This is a genomic window from Thermogemmatispora sp. (assembly GCF_042408735.1).
GTDB lineage: Bacteria > Chloroflexota > Ktedonobacteria > Ktedonobacterales > Ktedonobacteraceae > Thermogemmatispora.
The window spans coordinates 49451-68232 of record NZ_JBHOQV010000142.1 but is presented as its reverse complement, the minus strand read 5'-3'; the positions used below and the strand labels follow the sequence as shown (position 1 = coordinate 68232).

Here is an 18782-nt window from a genome sequence, read left to right as displayed (position 1 = left end):
CAACTGTCTCCCTCTGGCTCCGTTCCAACGAAGGAGCGTGCTGTATGCGACGCCTTTTCCTGTGGCAGAGTGCCAGAACGGCCCTGACCCTGGGCCTCCTCCTTCTTCTTCTCCTGCTCAACAGCCTGGCCGTCCAGAGCGGCCAAACGGCTGCCGCGGCCTCCACCCAGGCCCGTCCCTGGATGAACCGCGCTCTCTCGCCCGACCGGCGCGCCGATCTGCTCCTGGCCCAGATGACCCTCGACGAGAAAATCGCCATGCTGCATGGCTGGTCGGGCGGCAGCTATGTCGGCTACATTCCGGCCAACGCGCGCCTGGGCATCCCCGCCCTCGGCCTGGAGGACGGGCCTGCCGGGGTGGCCGACGGCATGACGGGCGTGACGGCCTTTCCTGCGCCCGAGGCTCTGGCCGCCAGTTGGGACCCCACGCTGGCCCGCCTCTATGGCCAGGCCCTGGGGAGCGAGGAATGGGGCAAGGGCGCCAATGTGGCCCTGGCCCCGACGGTCAATATTCTGCGCAACCCGCAATGGGGCCGCAGCTTTGAAACCCTGGGCGAGGACCCCTATCTCACAGGCACGCTGGCCAGCGCCGATATCCAGGGCATTCAGAGCCAGCACGTCATCGCCACGGTCAAGCATTACGCCGCCAACAATCAGGAGTACCACCGCACAACGGTCAGCGCGAACGTCGATGAGCGCACCCTGCATGAGATCTATCTGCCAGCCTTCGAGGCGGCGGTCAGGCAGGGCGGCGTCGGAGCGGTGATGTGCTCCTACAACAAGGTCAACAGCGTCTACGCCTGCGAGAACCCTTATCTGCTCTCGACGACGCTCAAGGGAACCTTCGACTTCCCAGGCTTCGTGATGTCGGATTGGGGCGCCACGCACAGCACTGTGCCGGCTATCACGGCTGGCCTGGATATGGAGATGCCCGATAGCACCTACTTCGGAAGCGCCCTCAAGCAGGCGGTGCTCGACGGGCAGGTGAGCATGGCGACCATCGATGAGGCCGTCCATCGTATCTTGCGCAGCATGTTCGCCATTGGCCTCTTCGATTATCCAACGACCGGCAGCCCGAGTGCGACGGTCACTAACGCCCAACACGCTCAACTGGCACGCCAGGCCGCCGAGGCGGGGACGGTCCTCCTTAAGAACAGCGGCCAGTTGCTGCCGCTGGATGCCAGCAAGCTGCATTCGATCGCGGTCATCGGTCCCGACGCTTCCGTAGCGCCCCAGGCCACCGGCGGCGGCAGCGCCCACGTCATTCCTCCCTACGTGGTGACCCCTCTGCAGGGCATCAGCGAGCGGGCCGGCAGCGGGGTGACGGTGCGCTATGCCCAGGGGATTACGACGACGGGAACGCTGCCTCCGATCGAGGCCCAGTATCTGCAGCCCCCTTCGGGCGATGGGCAGGGCCTGCAGGGCGAGTATTTTTCCAATATGACGCTCTCCGGCAGCCCGGTCCTGACACGCCTCGATAGCCAGATCAATTTCGACTGGAACGGGCAGTCGCCCGGGCCAGGGGTGCCGGCCACCCAGTGGTCGGCGCGCTGGACGGGGAGGCTGACGCCGCCGGTGAGCGGAACCTATACCTTTTCGTTGACGAGCGACGATGGCAGCCGCCTCTATCTCAATAACCAGTTGCTGATCGACAACTGGCGCGATCAGGCGACGACCACCGAGACGGCGACCGTCCAACTGACAGCCGGCCAGTCCTACGCTATCCGCGTTGAGTACTACCAGAACGGCGGGGCCAGCAATCTGGCTCTGGGCTGGAGCATTCCGGGCCAGGAGAACGCGCTGCTCAACCAGGCGGTAGAGCTGGCCCGCAGCTCGGATGTGGCCATTGTCTTTGTCAACGATGTGGAGTCGGAAGGCTCCGACCGCAGCAGTCTGGAGCTGCCCGGCGCCCAGGATCAGCTGATCGCGGCGGTGGCTCAGGCCAATCCTCACACGATCGTCGTCCTCAACACGGGCGGGCCGGTGCTGATGCCCTGGGTCGATCAGGTGCCAGCCCTGCTGGAAGCCTGGTACCCGGGCCAGGAGGACGGGAACGCTATCGCGGCGGTGCTCTTCGGCGATGTCAACCCCTCGGGGAAGCTGCCTATGACTTTCCCGCGCTCGGCCAGCGATCTGCCGGCCAGTACGCCGGCCCAGTATCCGGGTCTCAACGATCAGGCCGACTACTCGGAGGGGGTCTTCGTCGGCTATCGCTACTACGATGCGCGCGGGATTACGCCGCTGTTCCCCTTCGGCTACGGCCTCTCCTACACGACTTTCCGCTATAGCCATTTGCGCGTGTCCCCGACGCAGGCGGACTACCGCAGCCGGATCAGCGTGGATCTGGATGTGACCAACACGGGGCGGCGCGCCGGGGCTGAGGTGGTTCAGCTCTACCTGGGGATTCCTTCGACGAATGTGGCGGAGCCGCCACGCCAGTTGAAGGGCTTCCAGAAGGTCTTTTTGCAGCCTGGCCAGACCAGGCACGTGCATTTCGAGCTGGCACCGCGCGATCTCTCCTACTGGGACGTGCAGGCCCACGGCTGGGTGGTGCAGGATGGGCGCTACTCGGTGCAGGTGGGGTCGTCATCGCGCGATATCCGTTTGCAGGCCAGCTTTACGGTGCGCCGGACGAATGGGCCGCGCTATGTGAGCCTGCAGGGGCCGTCGTTGCTGGCGGCCGGCGCCAGCGCTCCTGTGACCACGCGCTTTACTAACGGCGGCGATCTGCCGGTCTCCGCTCTGCGGCTGCGCCTGCAGGGGCCGGCGGGCTGGCAGGTGCAGGCGCTCTCGCCGACGAGCTTCGGGCGGGTGGCCGCCGGAGGGACGGTCGAGACGCGCTGGCAGGTGCGCGCGCCGGCCGGCGCGTCGGCGGGCCGCTACAGCCTGCAGGCCAGCGCCAGCTTTGTGAGCGCGGATGGGCCAGAGACGCTGCACGGCTCGACCAGCCTGACGGTCCCCTATTCCTCGCTGGCGGCGGCTTACAATAACGTGGGCATCAGCGACGATAGCAATCCCGGGGCGGGCAATTTCGATGGCGGGGGCTATAGCTACTCGGCTCAGGCCCTGACGGCGGTCGGCCTGACGCCGGGGGCGACGGTGGTCCACGCCGGCCTGACCTTTACCTGGCCCGCTGTGCCGCCCGGCCAGCCGGACAACGTGAGCGCCCAGGGGCAGGCCCTGGCCGTGAGCGCTCAGGGTTCCCGCCTGGCCTTCCTGGGGGCCGCCGCCTTCGGGACGCAGTCGGGGACGCTGACGATCATCTACAGCGATGGCACGAGCCAGCAGGCCACGCTGACCCTGGCCGACTGGTACGCCAATCAGCCCGCAGCCGGCGACGAGCTGCTGGCAACGGCTGACCACTGGAACCGCCCGCCCGGCGATACGCTTGGCCCGCACGCGGTCAGCGTCTACTACACGCAGGTTCCTCTGCAGGCCGGCAAGCAGATAGCCTATCTGCTCCTGCCGACCAATGGCAATCTGCATCTCTTTGCGCTGGCCGCAGGCTGAGGACCTGAGGACGGTGCGGTGGCCGACTCCGACGGCGAGCCAGGGAGCTTCTTGCGACCTGCTCTCCGTCTGACATAGGCTGGCGGGGCGCCCTCCTTTTCCCCCAGGGTGAGCGCCTCGCCAGCCTGGCTCTGCCGCCGGAGGCGAGGCAAGGAGCGGCTTCGCCTCCCTCAGGCTCAGCTCAGCCGCCGCCGACCATCGTGACCAGCTCCAGACGGCAGCCCTCGCGCAGCCGCGCCTCGGCGAAGCGCTCGCGCGGGATAATGCTGCCGTCGAGCATGGCCACCACGCGGCCCGGCGTCAGAGCCAGGCGCTGCAGAAAGTCGGCGATCGTGCTCTCGCGCGGGACGCGCCAGGGCTGGCCGTTGGCGATAATGGTGATCAGCTCTTCCTGCTTCTCTGGGGACTCTGTCATCGGGATGCTGCCTCCCTGGTTGTCTGGTGTGTGTCGCCCACCCGCTCAGCCGGCTGTCTCCTGGGGCCTGGCCGGGGCCGAGGCGGGAGGCCACGGGGCGGCCGCCAGGGCCTGGCGCAGCGAGTGGACGGCCTGGACCACATCGGCGGCGCCGTAGATGGCCGAGATCACCGCCACGCCGTCGGCCCCGGCCTCGATGACCTGGGCGGCGTTGGCGGCGCTCACTCCCCCGATGGCCAGCAGCGGCACGCGCGGCCAGCAGGCCCGCAGGCGACGGATCAGCTCGATCCCAGCCACCGCCTCGCCCGGATGCGAGGACGAGGGGAAGATGGTGCCGGCCAGCAGATAATCGGCGCCCGCGGCCACGGCCTGCCCGGCCTCGGCCAGCGAGTGGACCGAGGCCCCCAGCCACAGCGCTCGCCCGCAGCGCCGCAGCAAGGCCCGAGCGGTGGCCAGCGGTAGCGAGCGCCGGCCGAGCTGGACCCCATCGGCGTCGACGGCCAGGGCCACATCGAGACGGTCGTTGACGATCAGACGGGCGCCCCGCCGGCGGGCCAGCGGCCCCAGCCGGCTGGCCAGCTCGTAGAGGCGAGCCGCCGGCAGACCCGGCCCGCGCACCTGCAGCCAGTCGATGCCCGCCTCCAGAGCCTGACGGGCCACCTCCTCACAGGCCGGATGGCGCTCGTCGGTCACCAGGCAGAGCAGCGGCCTCCGCTCCGGCCCAGCGCTCGCGCCCGGTCCTCTTGTTTCCTGCCTCATGCTCTCGCTCGCTCAGGATGGACTGCCCACCAGGCCGGTCAGAGGACTGCTGGGGACGGCCTGGGCCCGGCGCGGAATGCGTCCGGCCAGGTAGGCGGCCCGCCCGGCCTCAACGGCCAGCTTCATGGCCTGCGCCATCTGGACGGGGTTGCCGGCCTGGGCCACAGCGGTGTTGATCAGGCAGGCCGCCGCCCCCAGCTCCATGGCGAAGGCGGCATCCGAGGGGGCCCCGATGCCGGCGTCGACAATCACCGGCACGCGCGCCTGCTCGATGATGATCTGGATCTGCGGCAGGTTGAGCAGGCCCTGGCCGGAGCCGATCGGCGAGCCAAGGGGCATCACTGTGACGGCGCCGGCCTCCTGCAGCCGCCTGGCCAGGACCGGATCGGCGTTGATGTAGGGCAGGACCTCGAAGCCCTCCTTGACGAGCTGCTGCGTCGCCTCCAGGGTGGCCACGGGGTCGGGCAGCAGATAGTCGGGATCGGGAATGACCTCCAGCTTGACCCAGCGCGGCAGGCCCATCGCTGCCGCCAGATGGGCGATCTGGATGGCCTCCTCGGCGCTCTTGCAGCCGGCGGTGTTGGGCAGAATCGTGTAGCGCTCGCTGTCGAGATAGTCGAGCAGGGTCGGCTGCCCGGGCCGCGAGAGGTCGAGGCGGCGCAGGGCCACCGTCACGACCTCGCAGCCGCTGGCTTCCAGGCTCTGGCGCATCTCCTCGAAGCTGCGATACTTGCCCGTACCCAGCAAGAGGCGGGAACGGAAGGTCCGCGAGCCGATAGTCAGCAGGTCCTCTGTCATGGCGTTCCTCTCCTTTGGTCTTCTGCGGCGGATGCGGATTCGGCGGAGGCCTGGCGGAAGAGGCCAGGTGGCTGGCGCCAGGCGCCGGCTTCGCTCAGCGTGATACGCAGGCGGCTCCAGGCCCCGAGGCGCTCGGGGGCGAAGGGGCGTAGATCGAGATCGTAGGGCGCCGGCCGCCCCTGAAGCAGTTCGGCCACGATGAAGCCCGTTACAGGCCCGGTGATGGCTCCGACGCGCCCGTGGCCAACGGCCAGCCAGAGGCCGGGACTGCCGGGCGCCGGCCCGATGAAGGGGAGGCCGTCGATGGAGACGGGTCGCAGGCCGGCCCAGGTGCGTTCAACGGCGGCCTCTTCCAGGCCAGGGGCTACCTGGCGCACGACGGCCAGCAACTGGGCCAGGCCGCCAGCGGTGGCCGTCTTGTCGAAGCCGCGCCGCTCGGAGGTGGCGCCGACGAAGACGCTGCCGTCGGCCTTGGGCACCAGATAGCCAAGGGGACCAGCGTAGATGGTGTGGCGCAGGGGCTGGCCGCTGGGACGCAGGGCCAGGAGCTGCCCCTTGAGAGGGTAGACTACCGCCTCCTGCTCGCCCCGCTCGTGCCAGATACTGCTCCAGGCCCCGGTGGCCAGGACAACGTGGGCGGCTTCGATGGGGCCACGCTCGCTCAGGAGGCCGCGGACGCGCTGGCCGTCCCAGAGCAGTCCCTGGGCGCTTTGGGGCGGCAGCAGCTCGGCTCCGGCCAGCAGCGCCGCCCGCACCAGCAGGCGCGTGAGATGGCCGATGGCTACGTTGCCTTCGGCGGGCGAGAGAATGGCTCCGCGTACCGTGGGCGCAAGCAGCGGCTCCCGCCGGCGCACTTCGTCGGCCTCCAGCCAGCGAAGCTCGGGACGCCAGCTTTGCAGGGCGGCCAGGCCGCTGCGTAGTTGCTCGGCGCTCTTGTCGTCAAAGGCGGGATAGAGGGTGGGCAGATGCACCAGGCCGGCCCACATGCCGGTTTCGCTCTGAAGCTGCTCTTCGAGCCGCTCGTAGTGGCGCAGGCCGGCCAGGCCAAGGCGCAATAGGGGATCGTGGAGGTCGTCGGCGCCCGCCTCGGCCAACGGCGTCAGCATGCCGGCCCCCGCGTCAGAGGCCTCGGCGGCTACTCCGCTCCGGTCGAGCAGGGCCACTCGCAGCCCGGCGCGCGCCAGATGATAGGCCGCGGCCCCGCCGACGATGCCCGCTCCCACGACCACTACGTCATAGCTCGGCGCTTGCATGGTCTTGCTCTCCTTCTCTGGCGGCCCCATAAAAAAAGGCCGCTTCCCAGCCAGCCCGGGAAACGGCTTCCTGCCTGCAACCCCCTTCAGCAGCGCGTTGGGTGAAGAGGTGATGGTGAGAGAAGAAAGCGCTCCCTCCGCTGGTATGATCCAGATCAGGTGATTGCTGCAGGGTCTGCGACATGGTCGGGTCGCACTCTCAGCCCGGCTCTCCGGACTCCCCTCGCTTCCTTCATGCATGGGCTGACCGCTCTCCGCCGAGGGCGGCCAGCGCGTCATGTCACGCGACGGCGTGTTGCTCCTCAGGATGCCGCCGGCCCCCAGCAGGCAGACAGGCAGACAGACTGGCTGGCTGGCTGGCCAATCGATGCCGCGGCTCCCGATATGTAGATGATACCACACCGGGCGGCGCCCGCTCAATCGCTCCCGCCTTCTCTCTTCCTTCAGACTATCGGAAGGCCGGGCGCCGGGAGCGGCGCCGATGCTGCCCCCGATACCGACGCCGGCAGAGGCTGCCTGGCCCGCCCTGCCTGGCGCGGCTCGGCTTCGGCGAGCAGGCCAGGCAGGGCGGAAGAGAGGCAGGCGCAGCAATGGCGGCGAGGAGAGCGCCCGCGCCCTGCCCCCTTGACAAGTGGGCCGGGATATGATACATGATTCATATGTCATGTCTCGCCAGCGGAGAGAGGCGCAGCGCAGCGCCGCGCAGCAAGGAGGAAGCCGGCCATGACTCGTCCGACTCGCCCTATGCCAGCACGGCGCTGGCCCGCCGCCAGCAGCTTCCCCGCTCTGGCTGGCCGCGCTCGAGCGACAGAGAGCGGCGGCCAGCCAGCCCACATCTGCCGTGGGCTTTCCCCTGTTCGTTCTGCCTTTTTTCTCTCACCTGTTTACCTTTGCCTGGCTGTCTCTTTTGAGGCCCGCCTTTCCAGGGCAAGCATGCCAGATCGCCTGCCCCTGGCAGCACTTCATCGTCACGGGGGTGACTTATGCGCAAGATTCTGCCTCTCACGCTTGTGTGTTCCTTGCTGCTCGTCAGTCTCTGGCTGCTCCTCGCGGGAGAGGCCCGCGCCAGCGGCGGCACCTTCAGCCAGTACACCTACAATGGGCCTGCTGGCAGCCGCCCTTACTTCGTCTATACGCCGGCCAACTACCAGGTCGGTACGCCGGTGCCGCTGATCGTCATGCTGCACGGCTGCACGCAGACGCCCCAGGACTTCGCCGCCGGCACCCAGATGAACGCGCTGGCCGATCAGGATCAGTTCGTCGTGGTCTATCCTCAGCAGACGAGCAGCTACAATTCGCTCTCCTGTTGGAATTGGTTCCTGCCCGCCGATCAGGCTCGCGGCAGCGGTGAGCCGGCCATCATCGCCGGGATCGTGCAGGCCGTCGAGCAGAATACGTCGCAGTGGACGATCGATCGCAACCGGGTCTATGTGGCCGGGTTCTCGGCGGGGGCGGCGATGGCGGTGATTCTGGGGGCGACCTACCCGGATGTTTTTGCCGCCATCGCCTCGGCTTCGGGGCTGGAGTATCAGGCGGCGACCTCGCAGAGCGCCGCGACGACGGCCATGATGCAGGGGGGACCGAACCCGCAACAGCAAGGGCAGGCCGCCTACCAGGCGATGGGCAGCGCCGCCCGCGTGGTGCCGACCATCGTCTTCCAGGGGCAAAGCGACTATACGGTCTATCCGGTCAATGGGGACCAGGTTGTTGAGCAGTGGATGACGACCGATCATCTGGCTTCGAACGGCAGCTACAATGCCAGTTTCTCCAGTCCGAGCAGCAGCGTGAGCGGCCAGGTCGCCGGCGGCCATAGCTATACGGTGCAGTCCTGGAACGATGCCCAGGGGAACGAGATTCAGGAGTACTGGAAGATCAACGGCATGGGCCACGCCTGGTCTGGGGGGAGCAGCAGCGGCTCCTACACCGATCCCCAGGGTCCCAGTGCCACCAACGCTATCTATAGCTTTTTCATGCAGCACCCGCTCAAGGGGGGCGGCTCCGGCGGGACGGCGACGCCCACGAGCAGCCCCTCGCCGACGCCGAGCGCCACGGCCCCCGGCGCAACGCCGACGCCGACGCCTGACCCGACCGCGGTGGCGGCGAGCTGTCAGGTGCACTATGGGATCGTGGGCCAGTGGAGCGGCGGCTTCCAGGCCAGCCTGACGATCACCAATACGGGCAGCAGCGCGATTAACGGCTGGACGCTGCGCTTCTCGTTTGCGGCGGGCCAGATGATTACGCTGAGCTGGAACGGGAATTTCTCGCAGGCGGGCAGCGCGGTGACGGTGACGAACGTGGCGGTCAACGCCCAGATTCCGCCCCATGGGAGCCTGAGCGTGCCGCCGGGCTTTCAGGCGACCTGGAGCGGGAGCAATCCTCCGCCGACGGCTTTCTCGCTCAATGGGCAGAGCTGCGCTGTCGTCTAGCCGGGGCTTCAAGGGGCCTGCCAGATCTGTACCTGCGCGCTTTCATCACCGGTGGCAAGCAGGGAGGAGGCGGGCGACCAGGCCAGGGCCAGGAAAGCGGCCCCCCTAGCGTGACTGAGAGGTCGCCCGCTGGTACTCTCCCAGAGCTGGAGAGTGCCATCGTAGGAGCAGGAGGCGACCACGTCGCTCTGGGGCGACCAGCTCAGGCCGGTGACTGTGTCGTAGTGCCCCTGATAGGTCTGCAGCCGCTGACCGCTGGTGGCCTCCCAGACCTGGACGGTCGTATCCGCCGAGCCGGAGGCGAGGAGGCGACTGTCGGGCGACCAGGCCAGGCTGGTGACCGAGCGGCTATGGCCCTGGTAGAGCAGCTTGCGACCGCCTGAGACGGCTTCCCAGATCTGGACGGTGCCATCGTCTCCTGCCGAGGCGAGCAGGTCGCTGGATGGCTTCCAGGCGAGGGCGTGGACGCTGCCACTATGGCCACGATAGGTCATCAGGAGCTGGCCACGCTGACCGTTCCAGATGCGCACGAGGCCATCGTCTCCTGCTGAGGCCAGGATCGGGCTGGCAGGTTGCCCAAACCAGGCAAGAGCAGTCACTGGACCCCGATGGGCACGGTAGCTCAGCCGGCGTTGACCGCTTCTGGCTTCCCAGATGTGAATGACGCCGTCGGAAGCTGCTGAGGCGATGTAGACGCCGTCCGGCGACCAGGAGAGGGCCAGGACATCGCTTTGATGACCACGATAGAGGCCCACGGGCCGCCCGCTCCCGGAGTCCCAGAGATGGACGCTATGATCGCTGGAGGCGGAGGCCAGCAGGGTGCCATCGGGCGACCAGGCAATAGCCGTCACCCAGTCGCTATGACCCTGGAAGGTCAGGGTCGGCAGGAGCAGGTTCGGGCTGGCGCCCTCCGAGGCATCCGGCTCCTCCCGCGAGGCCAGGAGCGAACCCAGGGTTTTGGCGGACAGACGCCAGAGCAGGAAGCCACCTAGACCGAGGCCCAGCCCCAGCAGGAGGCGCCGCGACCAGATGCCAGAAGCAGCCATTCTGGCGCGAGCAGCGGCCTGCGCTCTCTGTTGGCGTAGGCGATAACGCTGCCAGGGCGTGAGAGCCTTAGCTCTTCTTTGTTTTTGAGCCTGGCCGGCTCCTCCTGCGGCGGGCTGGGGGGAGGAGACGGCGCCAGGCAAGGGGGCGCCGGCCGACCCAGAGGGAGTGGAGGGCTTGGGCTGGCGACGGCGCCCTGGAGCTTTAGTGACCTTGCCTTTCTGGTGTTTGCCTTTGTGTCGCCGGGCCAGTGGCTCAAGCCGGTCAAGGACGGCGCGCGCCGAGGGTGGGCGCTGCTCCGGGTCCATCGCGAGCAACTGGGCGATCAGGTGGGCCAGCTCCTCGGGGACCTCGGGATTGAGCTGCTCCAGGGGCGCGAAGCGAAAGGGTTGCTCGCTGGGATCATGCCCGCTGAGCAGGCAGTGGAGCACGGCTCCGAGCGCGTAGAGGTCGCTGCGCGGGGTGGTCTGCTCTCGCCCATACTGCTCCGGGGCGGCAAAGCCCGGGGAGCCAAGGGCGATAGTGTCATGAGCCTTGCCCGGCTTGAAGTGGCGCGCGATGCCGAAGTCGATCAGCAGCAGGCGACCGTCGCTGCGACGGCGCATGATGTTGGCTGGCTTGAGGTCGCGGAAGATGATCGGGGGCTGCTGCTCGTGAAGGTAGATCAGTACCTGACAGAGCTGACGGGCCCAGTCGAGGACTTGCCCCAGAGGCAGGGGCCGCTGGCCCGCGTGCTGCTGGATGGCCTCCAGGGTCTCGCCCTCGATGTAGTCCATGACCAGATAGCTGGCATCCGGCTCGCTCCAGTAGTCGTGGATGGCCGGCAGGCTGGGATGGCGCAGCCTGGCCAGGAGCCCGGCCTCCTGCTGAAAGGCCTGTTCGGCCTCCTGGCACTCTTCGGGGCTGAGACGACGCTTGTAGAGGCGCTTGAGCGCGACCTGGCGCGCCCCCAGGCGCTGGTCTTCGGCCAGAAAGACGGTGCCCATGCCGCCCCGGCCCAATTCGTGCAGCAGGCGATAGCGTCCGACGAGTAGGGCACCCGGCGCCGCCTGGGAGGTGGCCAGCGGCTCCTGACAGTGCCAGCAGTGGGTGGCACCCGCCGGGTTGGCTGCCCCGCAGTGATCGCAGAAGGATTCTTGCGAAAAGGTCTGGCTCATAGGCTTCTCTCCAGGATGGCATAATGGGCGGCGGCCGCGGCGGTCGGTCCGGCGGGCCGCCCGGCGAGCATCTTGCCTCTCCAGAGTGGTTGGTCCGGCTCCCTCTCTGACTTCTCCCCCGACTCTGGCTGGTTCTGGTTGGTCCGGCCGGCTGGTCAGGCCGGCTGACGCCCCAGACGGCGAGCCAGCTCCAGAGGGTAGAGAAGTCGTCGGCCTGCCTGGCCTGCATCTCGGCGATGATCTGCTGATAGAGAAGAACGCGTCAGGCAGCGGCGTTCCAATCGGGCGCTCGCCGACGCCGGCCCGCCTGGGGCGGCCTGGCCGAGGGCGAAGAGGCGCTGGTTGGCTGGCTGGCCGGCTGGCTGGTCTTCAGCGGCCCTTCTTCGGTCTCGGTGAGGCAGATAATGCCGCCAGGCTTGTGGAGGCGTCGGCGCTCGCTCAGGCGGGAGGCCCGGGCCGTCGATGTCATGACGCTGAAGAGGGAGCGCCCGTTGATGAGGTCAAAGGAGGCAGGCGTCGGTAAAGGTCAGCGGCTGTCTGATCTCTCCAACGGCAAAGGCCAGGTTGGTCACAGGCCACGGCTGCGGCCCGGGGCGCGGGGAAGTCGATGAGGCCGGGACTGAGGTCGACGTCGATGGCTTCAAGGGCCGGACGGTCAAAGGGGACCTGCATGGCTCAGCCGTTGCGCCGGGACCTCGGGCCAGATCGAGGATCTGCCCTTCGGGGAGGAGGCCGCTCACCGCTTCCGTGCGAAGATCGTCCTGCTGTTTGAGGCTCGCCAGCCCGGCGACCTGCCCGGGACTGGCTCCCGATCGGCAAGCTCTTGCTGCTCCATGTTGCTGCTCCTCTCTTGGGCTGATGGGCTGGTCAGGAGTGGCCGCTCTGTCAGGCCGCTGGTCGATGGGAGTCTCAGGCCCGCCACTCCTCTTGCTTAAAGCAAGGGGTCTGACGCCGCTTTTTCCCTATCTGGAGGATAGCAGCCCGGCATGCCGCTTGACAGGCGGGCAAGGTGTGCTTCTCATTCGCCTCGCTCTGGGCCGGGGCCGGTGCCTATCGACAGTCGCTTGCCGCTGCCTCTGGGAGGCGGCACGGGCCAGCTTCGGATCGTCGAGGGGGGAGTCGGCGCGCGGCCGGCAGGAACCTGGTGGTCCAGGCAGCAGCGAGGGTCCGAGGCCGGCGGCGCGGACCCGCCGGCCGGAATGCGACTCTTCTGCCTGGCCGGGACGGCTCCGGCGCCGTGGCGGGCGGCTCGCGGGCCGCTCTCGCCCCGGTCCTGGTCTGGGATGCGAGCCGGACCGGGCAGGCTGCGACGATTCTTTGGACGGCTGCTCGCCGGCCAGAGGCGCTGGCGCAGACGGCGCGGCGAGCAGAGCCGCGGCCTCCCGCGGGTGGGCGGGCGGTGGGCGCGCCGCCAGAGCGGCACCCGCCCACCCGCCAGGCCGGTTGGCTGGCTGGCTGGCTGGCCGAGGAGCGGCTCTAGGGCTGGCCCTGCTCCGGCAGCCGCTGCTGGAGCAGGTCGCCGAAGAAGGCCAGTTGGGCCCGCTCGGGGACGATGGTCGGCACGAGCAGGCTGCGGTCGAGATATTTGTTGCCCCGCTCGCAGGAGGTTTCGGGCAGGAAGAGGCAGGCGTGGCAGGCGGCCTGATGCAGGGAGCCATCGCCAAGGGCCGTGTGCTCGGCACAGAGCGGGTCGGAGGTGCAGACCTGCATCTGCTCGAGGGCGGCGCGCAGGTGGCGCCCAAGCTGCTGCGGCTCCCCCAGGCTGACCAGGCCGCCCAGGGTGCCTTCGCTGTCAGGGGCGGCGGTGTAGAGCAGGATGCCCGCCATCGGCCCGTTTTCTTCTTCCGGCCCCAGGGCGTAGACTCGCTCGCGGATGCTGGCCGCCCCATAGCCGCATTCCAGGGTCAGTTGACGGATGAGGGCATGGGCCAGGGAGTGCAGGAGCACGTAGCGCAGGCCCGGGAAGGTCAGTGGCTCGGCGGCCAGGCCGTGTCGCCGCCGCCAGTCGCTGTGCGCCTTGAGGAAGTCGGCGCTGTAGAGGGTGGGCGCCAGGCGCTCTTCCCAGGCTCTGAGCGGCTCTTCGCAGAGCTGCAGAAAGATGCCTTCGCCTCGCACTTCGATGGCCGGCACCCAGCGCGGCCGCCGCCGGCTCAGGCTGACGCGCTGCGGCTTGCTCTGGGGACCGGCAGCCCCCAGGTCGAGCAGTTCATCGGGGGCCTCGATGCGCGTGAAGCCGATCATGGCCTGGACCTCGCGCAGGCGTTCGACCAGTACTACGCGCTCCAGGATGCCGGCGTAGCCCTCCGGGACGGCCACGGGCTTGAGGCGGAAGTCGTCGGTGTCGGGGGCGCTCTGCGGCTGGCTGAGGATCCGCCACTCCGGCACTTTGAGCAGGAAGGGCCGGCTGTGGCGGCCGCTCGCTTCCTGGCCTGCTTCTTCGGCCTCCTGGGCGCGCAGGCGCTGGGCGACCACGGCCCAGATCTGGCCATCGCTATAGGGTTCGAAGGGGCCGGCGAGCTGGCCGATGCGCCGCAGCAGGGCCACTTCTTGCTCGCTGGTGGCCTTGGAGAGCAAGGCCCAGTGCTGGATGACGAGCTGCTCTAGCGGGTCCTGGGCTTCCGGCACGGCCAGGGTCGAGAGGCGCAGGGAGAACCAGCTATTGGAGGCCCCCAGCAGGATGGCCCGCGGTTGCTCGCTGCAGTCTTCTCGCTGGCGCAGGTGGGGATGGCGCCCGGGACAGGGCGGCAGGTATCTGGCGGCCTCCTGGCCAAAGGCGTCGGACATGGGCTTCTGGGCGCCGCAGCTTTCGCAGCGTACCTGGATATCGGTGACTTCTCCGCTGACGCCGATCTCGATGAGCTTGAAACGCGGGTAGGGACAGGATTTGCCCTGGTGCAGGTAGTAGTGCCAGGGGAAGTCGTCGAGGTGGCCGTTGCGACAGGCCAGCAGGAAGCGGGCCGGCAGAACGGTCGGCGGCTTGGGGCGCCGGGGACAGTGGGAGTGGACGTAGCGCGCGCGGTCGGGATGGAAGGGGTCGGTCCGCAGGGCGAAGAGGTTCGAGCTGAGGGAGGCCAGGGTGCGACAGGCCGGGCAGAGCAGCCAGCGCGGAAAGGAGGTGACGGGGATGCCGACCAGGGCGCTGGTGTCGAAGGGGTTGGGGGGGCCTTCGTCTTCGGGGGCGCGCGGCAGGGCCTGCAGGCGCTCTACCTGCGGCCCCAGCACGGCCCGCACCGATTGGAGGAGGCGCTCCTCGTGGATGACTTCGACGCCGCCTGGCCGGCCGTAGGGCAGGGTGCTCTCCCACTCTTCTAGCCCCAGGACAAGGACGGAGAGATAGGGCAGGTCGACGATGGCCCCGATGCCGTAGGAGAAGAGAAACTGGCTGGGGCGCAGTTCGCCGACGCGCTGCCAGCGGCGGCCTTTCGGCTGCAGGTGGGCCGCCGGCGGCTGGGGGTTGCTTTGGCTCGCTCCATTTCCACTCATTCCTCAGGTGCTCCTTCTACTGGCAGGGATGGACTGACGCCGTTGGTGAGGTCGGTCCGGCCTCCGCCGGGTGGCTCGCCCTCGGCCAGGCTCTCCGCTCCGGCTTCGGGCAGGTCCTCGTCGGCCGGCTGGTCTTCGTTGGTGTCGAGAATGAGCTTGACGGTCGGTTCGACGTCGCGCAGCGAGTCCAGGCAACTGAAGAGGTTCCAGGACCCCTGCCCGGCGTGCTTGAGCAGGCCAACCCGCTGCTCGCTGGCCTGGTCGATGTAGCCCAGCAGGGAGCCGGAGCCTTCTTGCTCGCGCGCGCGCGCCGTCCAGGCTTCGAGGCGCTGGCGCAGCATCTGTTCGACCAGCTCGCCACAGCGGGGGTCGCCGGTGACGGCCCGCGCCCGTGCCGGCAGGTCGCTGAGGGCGGCCCGCTTGTAGCGCTGAAAGGCCAGACGGTAGTCCGGCAGGCCGACGCGCTGGGCCCCCTCGTTGGCGTTGAATTCTTCGCCGAGCAGGCGCAGGTAGCCGACCAGGAGGGCCGTGAGGCCGCGGTCAAGGGCCCGCGCGGCAAAGGGGGTGACGGAAATGGCTTCGACTTGCCGGTAAAAGGTGGCGTGGTAGTGCTCGAAGGCTTCGTAGTGCGAGAGGTCGCGCGGGCGCGCCCAGTTGAAGACGACGCAGACCAGCCCGGGGGCGGCCCGCCCGACACGGCTGGTGGCCTGGATGTATTCGGCGGTGGTCTTGGGCTGCCCGCTGACTACCATCAGGCCCAGGCGCTTGATGTCGACGCCGACAGAGAGCATGTTGGTGGCCAGGAGGACGTCGATGGGCCGCCGCTCGGGGCTGGCCTGGCCGGGGCCGGGCAGAAAGGGCCGCTCGAGTCGGTCGAGGACGTTGGGGATGTCGACCGAGCTTTTGCGCGAGGTCAGTTCTTCGAGTATGAGCGGGCGGCGCCGGGCGAGGCCCCGCCTGTCCATGCGCTCGAGGCGCGAGCGCACGTCGTCTTCGACGAGGCGCCGCATGCCTCCCAGTTCGTTCATGGAGTTGAAGTAGCCGACGAGGGTCATCCAGGGGTCGACGCTGGCTCCGTGGCGCTCGTAGAGGTATTGGGCGGCCGCCAGACAGGCGACATAGACGCGGATGAGCACGGCTTTGAGTCGGCGCCCGCTGGCGCAGATGCCCAGGTAGCGCCGCCCGGGCTTCTCGGGACGCTGGCGGGCGAAGAAGTTGTCGGCGACGTTGAGGCCGGCGGGCGGGAAGAGGGCGGCCCGCCTCAGGAAGAGGGCATGGATCTGCTCGCTGGCGCGGCGCACGGTGGCGGTGGCGGCTATGACTTTGGGCCGCACGCTCCGGCCGTCAATCTCCCAGGTGCAGAGCCGGTCGATGAGGCTCTCGTAGAGGGCGACCAGGGAGCCGAGCGGCCCCGAGATGAGGTGCAGCTCGTCCTGAATGATGAGGTCGGGCGGGCGCAGCGGCGGGTGGCTGAGGGTGCGCGCCGCCGGCAGGGGGGCGTAGGGGCCTTTGTGGATGGCGTGATGGCTGTCGTGGTCCGGCAGGTCCGGTCCCCAGAAGCCATGCCGCTCGCAGCGCCTCCTGACTTGCCCAAAGAGGATCTGGGTGGCGCCGCGCCAGGGAAGCTGGGCGAATTTGTCGACGGTGGCGATGAGGAGGGTCGGCGGCTGGCGATAGATCTCTTCGTCGACGACCAGGATGGGCAGGCCCTCGGGACTGTGGCGCCGGCAGAAGGGGCAGCGGCCCGCTACGTCGCCGCAGTAGATGAAGGTGCGCCCGCGCCCGCTGCCGACCGCTTCGGTGCGGATGTCTCTGCCAGGCTCGATGGGGCAGCCACACCAGGGACAGGCCAGGAGCTGGTGCGGGCTGCCGATGCCGCCCAGGCTCCCCAGGGAGGAGCGCCGGTGGGCGTGCTCGATGGCCTGCTGGCTCTGCTCGGTGGTGTTGGGGGTGGTGCGCTGGCCTACCCAGAGGCCCAGACGAAAGGGCACCTGCCCCCAGCGCTCCGGCTCCCGCCGGCGAATGAGTTCGCAGGCGCAGACGAGGGCGGCGGCGCGCTGGAATTGTTGCAGGGTGAGCAGGCGCAGGGTGTAGCGCATGAGGACGGCGACTCCGTGCTCTCCGTCGCGGCCGCCAACCGCTCCTTGCAGACGGCGAATGGCAAAGGTGTAGGCGCTCAGGCCCAGGTAGGCTTCGGTCTTGCCGCCTCCGGTGGGAAACCAGAGGAGGTCGGCGATGGCTTGCTGGGGGTCGGCGCTGCGCTCGGGATGGCGCAGGTCGCTGAGGGCCGGCAGGTTGAGAAGGATGAAGGCGAGCTGGAAGGGACGCCAACTGCGCCCCTCGGGCCGGTCGTAGGCTTCTAGCGGGTCGTTGCGGCCCTGGCGCCGCGCTTCGGCCCACTGGCTGTGCAGGCGCTGCTGCCACATGGCTTCGTTCATGAAGGCAAAGGCTTGCTGGACGTGCTGGTCCCTGGCCAGCAGCTCGATGCCGGCTCGGATGCGCTCGCTGGCCCGCCGGCATTCGGCCAGGGCACGCTCGGCGGCTGGCCGGTGCGGCCCGAGCAGGCTGGCGGGTTCGTCCAGGCTGGCTTGCTGGCGCTCGATCCAGGCGTTGTAGGCTTCGACGAGCGGCAGCAGGCGCGCGCGATAGTCGGCCGGGGGCAGCTCGGCCAGGGCTTTCATGTCGAGGAGCAGGGACCCCAGCTCGGGGAGGTCCTCGGGGCTGGGGGCTTCAACCGGCGGGACCTCGTAGACGGGGATGACGCTGGTGCTCAGGCGCGTGGCGCGCGTGGGATCGCCGGGCAGGATGTCGGCATGGACGCTGATGTTGTGGCCGATGGCAAAGGTGAGGTGCTGCCGGTAGAGCATGGCCATCTGTTGCTCTTCGGGGTCGCTGCGGTTGCCCGCCGCCGGCTGCTGGCTCTCGAAGAGGCTCTGGCGAAAGATGGGGCTGCCGTCGGGGGCGCTGACGCTCAGTTCGGGCTGGAAGAGCCAGGCGCTGTCTCTGAGACGCTTCGGCTCCTGTTGCTGGTTGACGAGGAAGAGGGAGACCAGCCAGCGCTGGCCGATGCGCCGCGCCAGGCCGCGTACGAGGACGTCGGGCTGCTCGTCGCAGGGGGCCCAGGGGCCAAGTTCGCCGATGCGCAGGGGGAGCAGGGTGCTGCCGCGCCGCGGCTGGCGCTTCCAGACCTGGCGCGAGCGCCTGGCTCCCTCGGGCAGGTGCTGGCTCTCGGTCCGCTGGTAGTGCCCCCAGGCGGCCTCCACTCGCAGGGCCTCGGCTCCGCCGTCGACGGTGAAGCTGAGGCCGATGGAGGAGGGACAGAGGCTGGGACTGTAGAGGGTGCTCTCCTGGCCGCTGGCCTCTTCTCCGCTCTCTTCGAGCGGGGAGCGGTCGTCAAGCTGCTCGGGCTGGGTGCGGGCCCCGCGCGGGGCCAAAACGCCCAACAGGTAGCGCTCGCTGACACGGTCGTCTTCGACTTCTTCTTCCGGCCCGCCGGCCGGCCCGAGCAGGTCGTTGATGATGAGCTGCTGCAGTTGCTGGCGCAGTTGCTCGGGACTGGGCGGGGGCGCCGCCCCGGCCGCGACCGGCCCTCCGTCGGAACCGGCCCCGGCGGCAGGCTGCTCCCGCCGCCCCCGCTCTTCTCCGGCTGCCGCCGCTGCTTCTTCTTCCTTTTCCTTGTGGTTGTCGGGTGTGGTCATGCTGTGCCTTCCTCTCCGGCCCGCTCAGCCCGCCTGCCTCTGGCCGCCCGAGGGGCCGGCGCCGCGCAGAACGACGGTGAACTGGAGTAGAAAGGGAGCGCCGGGGCGGACGCAGCAGTGGTGAACGATGTCACTGGCTCGCTCAGGCCTGGGCCATAGACCGGCCAGCGCTTTTGAAAGAGGGCGTCGGTTGTGAGACCGAACCCCGGCTCCTCCCTTCTATTCCCATTAACGAAAGGA

The 18782-nt window shown here is 68.9% G+C and carries 10 protein-coding genes and 1 riboswitch; of the genes, 2 read left to right on the top strand and 8 right to left on the bottom strand.

Translation table 11 applies throughout. From position 1 onward, the window contains the following. Positions 1-44: 44 nt before the first annotated feature. Positions 45-3509, top strand: a complete 3465-nt coding sequence (locus ACFMO7_RS15670; protein WP_376796432.1) for a glycoside hydrolase family 3 C-terminal domain-containing protein — start codon at positions 45-47, stop codon at positions 3507-3509. Positions 3510-3690: 181 nt separating this feature from the next. Here the strand turns inward: ACFMO7_RS15670 and thiS are convergent, their stop codons facing one another. Genes thiS through ACFMO7_RS15650 form a run of 4 tightly spaced genes read right to left on the bottom strand, consistent with a single transcriptional unit; the run spans position 3691 to position 6734 of the window. Then, positions 3691-3924, bottom strand: coding sequence for a sulfur carrier protein ThiS (thiS, locus tag ACFMO7_RS15665; RefSeq protein ID WP_376796431.1), 234 nt, complete (start codon positions 3922-3924; stop codon positions 3691-3693). 45 nt (positions 3925-3969) lie between these two features. Continuing rightward, the gene (gene thiE, locus ACFMO7_RS15660; protein WP_376796430.1) at positions 3970-4683 is read right to left on the bottom strand and encodes a thiamine phosphate synthase; all 714 of its coding nucleotides are present in this window, start codon (positions 4681-4683) and stop codon (positions 3970-3972) included. Between the two features lie 12 nt (positions 4684-4695). Next, positions 4696-5481, bottom strand: a complete 786-nt coding sequence (locus ACFMO7_RS15655) for a thiazole synthase (RefSeq protein WP_376796429.1) — start codon at positions 5479-5481, stop codon at positions 4696-4698. Continuing rightward, positions 5478-6734, bottom strand: a complete 1257-nt coding sequence (locus tag ACFMO7_RS15650; RefSeq protein WP_376796428.1) for an NAD(P)/FAD-dependent oxidoreductase — start codon at positions 6732-6734, stop codon at positions 5478-5480. Before ACFMO7_RS15650 ends, ACFMO7_RS15655 begins: the two co-directional genes overlap by 4 nt. 114 nt (positions 6735-6848) lie before the next feature. Continuing rightward, a riboswitch (TPP riboswitch) is annotated at positions 6849-6968 on the bottom strand. Positions 6969-7717: 749 nt separating this feature from the next. Between ACFMO7_RS15650 and ACFMO7_RS15645 the strand changes: the two genes are divergently transcribed. After that, positions 7718-9160: a PHB depolymerase family esterase gene (locus ACFMO7_RS15645; RefSeq protein WP_376796427.1), complete on the top strand. Its 1443-nt coding sequence runs from the start codon at positions 7718-7720 to the stop codon at positions 9158-9160. Positions 9161-9168: 8 nt separating this feature from the next. On the opposite strand, the gene ACFMO7_RS15640 is transcribed toward ACFMO7_RS15645, so the two are convergent. The 4 genes from ACFMO7_RS15640 to drmA form a co-directional block, all read right to left on the bottom strand. Beyond that, positions 9169-11361, bottom strand: coding sequence for a protein kinase (locus ACFMO7_RS15640; protein ID WP_376796426.1), 2193 nt, complete (start codon positions 11359-11361; stop codon positions 9169-9171). A gap of 262 nt (positions 11362-11623) precedes the next feature. After that, the gene (locus tag ACFMO7_RS15635) at positions 11624-11830 is read right to left on the bottom strand and encodes a hypothetical protein (RefSeq protein WP_376796425.1); all 207 of its coding nucleotides are present in this window, start codon (positions 11828-11830) and stop codon (positions 11624-11626) included. A gap of 1007 nt (positions 11831-12837) precedes the next feature. Then, entirely contained in the window at positions 12838-14844 is a 2007-nt protein-coding gene (gene drmB, locus ACFMO7_RS15630) for a DrmB family protein (RefSeq protein ID WP_376796424.1), read from the bottom strand. Continuing rightward, complete coding sequence (gene drmA, locus ACFMO7_RS15625; protein WP_376796423.1) at positions 14841-18542, bottom strand: DISARM system helicase DrmA; 3702 nt, start codon at positions 18540-18542, stop codon at positions 14841-14843. The genes drmB and drmA overlap by 4 nt, the downstream gene beginning before the upstream one ends. Positions 18543-18782: the final 240 nt, after the last annotated feature.